Annotated in this window: 1 protein-coding gene and 2 pseudogenes; 1 reads left to right on the top strand and 2 read right to left on the bottom strand. The window is 76.4% G+C overall.

Translation table 11 applies throughout. From position 1 onward, the window contains the following. A pseudogene (locus FNQ90_RS27510) lies at window positions 1–214 on the bottom strand (hypothetical protein); the annotation flags it as partial. Between the two features lie 301 nt (window positions 215–515). Then, window positions 516–1,226 carry a bifunctional DNA primase/polymerase gene (locus tag FNQ90_RS16965; RefSeq protein ID WP_182607160.1) on the bottom strand — a complete coding sequence of 237 codons (711 nt, stop codon included), beginning with the start codon at window positions 1,224–1,226 and terminating at the stop codon, window positions 516–518. A 1,191-nt stretch (window positions 1,227–2,417) separates the two neighbouring features. On the opposite strand from FNQ90_RS16965, the pseudogene FNQ90_RS16960 reads away from it, so the two are divergent. Beyond that, window positions 2,418–3,331, top strand: a pseudogene (locus tag FNQ90_RS16960) (phosphatase); the annotation flags it as partial.

Below are 3,331 nucleotides of genomic sequence, written 5' to 3'. Positions count from 1 at the left end.
CGCCCACCCAGATCAACGGCAGGGCGATCACCGTCGCCACGACGGCGGTGACGGCGCGGGAGCGGGGACCGGCCCGGCCGGTCCCCGCCTCCGGGGGCGGGGCGGTCGAGGAGGGAAGAAGTGGATCGGGATCGGCGGACGGTTCCGGTCCCCGGGCACTGCGTCCGGGGACGGACGGCTCCGGTTCCGGTACGGACGGCGACGCTGCCGGCACGGGACTCCCCCTGCGTTCGCGGGCGGACCACACCCCGGGGACGATAGGTCCCGGTGCCCGACGGACCGCACGACGCACCCGAGCGATGGGTGCGGTGACCGGACCGGAGGACGCGGGTACCGCCGAACGGATGATCCCCTCGGTGATCCCGGGGCGGGTCGGGTCCACGCCCCGGACCCTCGTCCGGGGGGCACGTTCGGCGGAAGCGTCCGGGGCGCACGCCGGCGAGCGGGCGCCGCCGGTGCACCGGCGGCTCACGTCCGGCCCCGGCTCACGTCCGACCCCGGGGCGGGGCCGGAATTCAGCGCGGGAGGCGGCTGCCGGGATCCGGCTCGGTGCGCCCGGCGGCGAGAACCGCTCCCAGCAGGTCGGCGGCCCTCGGCAGCCACACCGGGCCCGCCCCGTCACCGGCCCCGGGCGGTCGGACCCAGCGCAACCCGCCGCCGCGCACCGGGGTGGGCGGCAGGGCGATGTAGCCACCCGCGCCGTGGAAGCGGACGGAGGCGGGGACGCGGTCGGTCCGGGTGTTCCCGGCGGTGGGTCCGGCCTCGGCGGAGGCGGGCAGCGCGGCCTCCATCACCGAGCACAGCAGTTCGCCGAGTTCCGGCAGTTCGTAGGGGGCGACCAGGAGGAGGTACCGGCCGGGTCCGGCGATCACGGGGCCGACCCGCACGCCGAGCCGACCGAGGTCCGCCAGGGCCCGGCGGCCGGCCGCCGCTGGAAGGCCGATCGCGCACGGCGCCCGCCCCGCGGTGGGCATCACCACGGGCGCCTCCGGGCGCCGGGTCCACCACCAGCGGATCATCCGGGCATCGGTGGTGGCGGCCAGTGCCTCCGGATCGAGGGGGTGGGCACCGGGGGCGGCGCACTCGGATCGGCCGCACTCGCAGCGACCGTCCGGCCGCGTCCCGACCCCGGGGAGGACGGGCCATCCCCACTGCCGGGCGCAACGCAGCGCCGCATCCCGGGGCGTCCGGGTCTCTCCGCTCCTGCCATCGAGAATCTCGCGCATTGCGGTGGTTCCTTTCGCTCGCACCCGGGACCGGCGGCACTGCCGGTCGCTTCCACCTCCGCCGGCCCCTCGAAACGGTCCCCCCTGCGGGTGGGGGCGCGTCCGTCGTGGTCGGCGACCCGTCGTGGGCCGGTCCCGGTCTCCACCGGGCGCCCGTGCCCACGTCCTGTCCCTCTGCCGTCCCGCCGTGTCGTCACCGATCGGCGGCCCTTTGTCCCGCCTGTCGCGCGGGGCGGGGCCCCTTCCCACCTCCGTTCCGTCCGGTGGTCGCCGGACCTCGCGGTGCGCCCGGTGGGCGCGCCGGTGCGGATCGGGTCGTGCCCGGCACGTCCCCGGCGATCGCCCGGTACGTCTCCGGTCACGCCTCCGGCACCGGCTCCGGTTCCGGAGCGGCCCTCCGGGGCGCGTCGTGCGGTCGTGCGTCACCCGCCGGTGAACCCGGCGAACCCGGTGAACCCCGTGAGCGGAGTCTCGCTCCCGTGTCCCGTGGTCCGGGCGGATCCCCGTCTCCCCCACTCTGCGGTCGGGCGGGACGTCGACGACAGGGAGCGCGGGGCGCCGGCTTGGACACGGTTCCGACACTTTTCGGCAAGGTTCCGCCGCCACCGGCGGGCGAATCCCACCCGCCGGACTGATGTGCGACACCTTGCCCCGGGGAGTTGCTCCGTCCCGGGCCGCGCTCTCTCTCCGCGCGGTCCTCTCCGGCGCCCCGCCGTCCGCCCTCCGGACAGTACCGCCTTCAACCGTCGCCGGCGGACCACTTCGTTCCGGGAGAGTGAACCCCGGGCCCCCGCACCGGCCGCGGAACCCCCGAAACCACGGGGAACCACACGGGGAACGCCGGCCCGGGGGTCGGCGTCAGTGGACCGCATCCGAAGCGGGCGACAGAGATCTTTGCGCCACACCGGCGCGCACCCCGTGGCGCACCCCCCGGACGCGTGCCCCGCCGGCCGGGCGGTATGCGCGGAGCGGGAGGAATCCGCCGCGCGCCGCGCCTCCGCCGACGACGGCCGAGGGAACAATGCTGGACATCCCACGACAAGCACGTGTAGATGTGGAATGTCTCCATAGGGACGCCCATGACATGGGGGTTTGCGATGCTATTGCGAGAAAAACCCGCGGCGGAAGCCGATGATCATGAATAGCCCCTCCGCTCCGAAAGTGGCCGGAAGCCGGCACTCCGTTCCACTCGTGTCGGACACTGCGGGGAACCCCGAGGGGGTGGTCCCGGCCGACGGGGCCGGTTCCGGATCCGCCGACTCCACCGGCACGGTCGCCGTCGCCCCCACCGCCGGGTACCCCGGTGCCGTTCAGGACCGTCTCGCGGCGTGGATCGCCGATCTGACGGGGCTGCACGAATTGCTCGAACGCCTGTGCCGCACCACCACCCCGGAAGCGGCCCTGCGGGAGACCCTGCGCGCCGGCGCGGGCCTCGCCGGCGCGCGACGCGGGATGCTCGCCCTGCGCCCGAGCGAACCCGGCGCCCCCGAGCGAACCATCGGTTTCGGCCTGGCCCCCTGCGACCTGGGCGCCATGGAGACCGTGCCGCGCTCCTCGGAACCCTGCGCGCGACTGCTCGACGAACCCCTCCACGGACCCGCCGGTGACAGGATCCCCGGCGGCCGGACAGCCGTGGAGGGGGACCCCGACGGCGGGGAATCCCCCGGCGCCGAGGGACCGGCGACCGAGATCACCCTGCCGGACATCGCCGCCGACCGCCGATTGGCCCCCCGGCACCGGGAGGTCGCCGCCCGGCTCGGCATCGCCGCCGGCTACGCCCAACCGCTCGTCGTCGAGGACGGCCGCCGGATCGGCGCCGCCGTGTGGTTCTACGACGAACCCGGCGTGCCCGACGCCCGCCGGCGCCACCTGCTCGCCCTCTACCTGCGACAGGCGGGCGCCCACATCGCCAACCGCCTCGAACTCTCCCGGGCCCGCAGCGCGGTGCGGGAGGTGCGCGAGGGACTGCTGCCGCGCCGCCTGCCCCACCTCCCCGGGGTCGCCCTGGCCGTCCGCCGGATGCCCGGCGGCGCCCTTGGCGCCGGGCATCCCGCGGGGGCCGGGGACCCCGACGGCACCCGGGGGACCCCCGGGTGCCGTCGGGG

Origin of the sequence: Streptomyces alkaliphilus (assembly GCF_014141535.1) — a bacterium.
Taxonomy (GTDB): domain Bacteria; phylum Actinomycetota; class Actinomycetes; order Streptomycetales; family Streptomycetaceae; genus Streptomyces; species Streptomyces alkaliphilus.
Note: the sequence above shows the minus strand (reverse complement) of the source record. Positions and strands in the feature narration are given on the sequence as shown.

Excerpts from the sequence above, each read along its gene's own strand:
- FNQ90_RS16965 (WP_182607160.1), bottom strand. The coding sequence starts at position 1,226 with ATGCGCGAGATTCTCGATGGCAGGAGCGGAGAGACCCGGACGCCCCGG.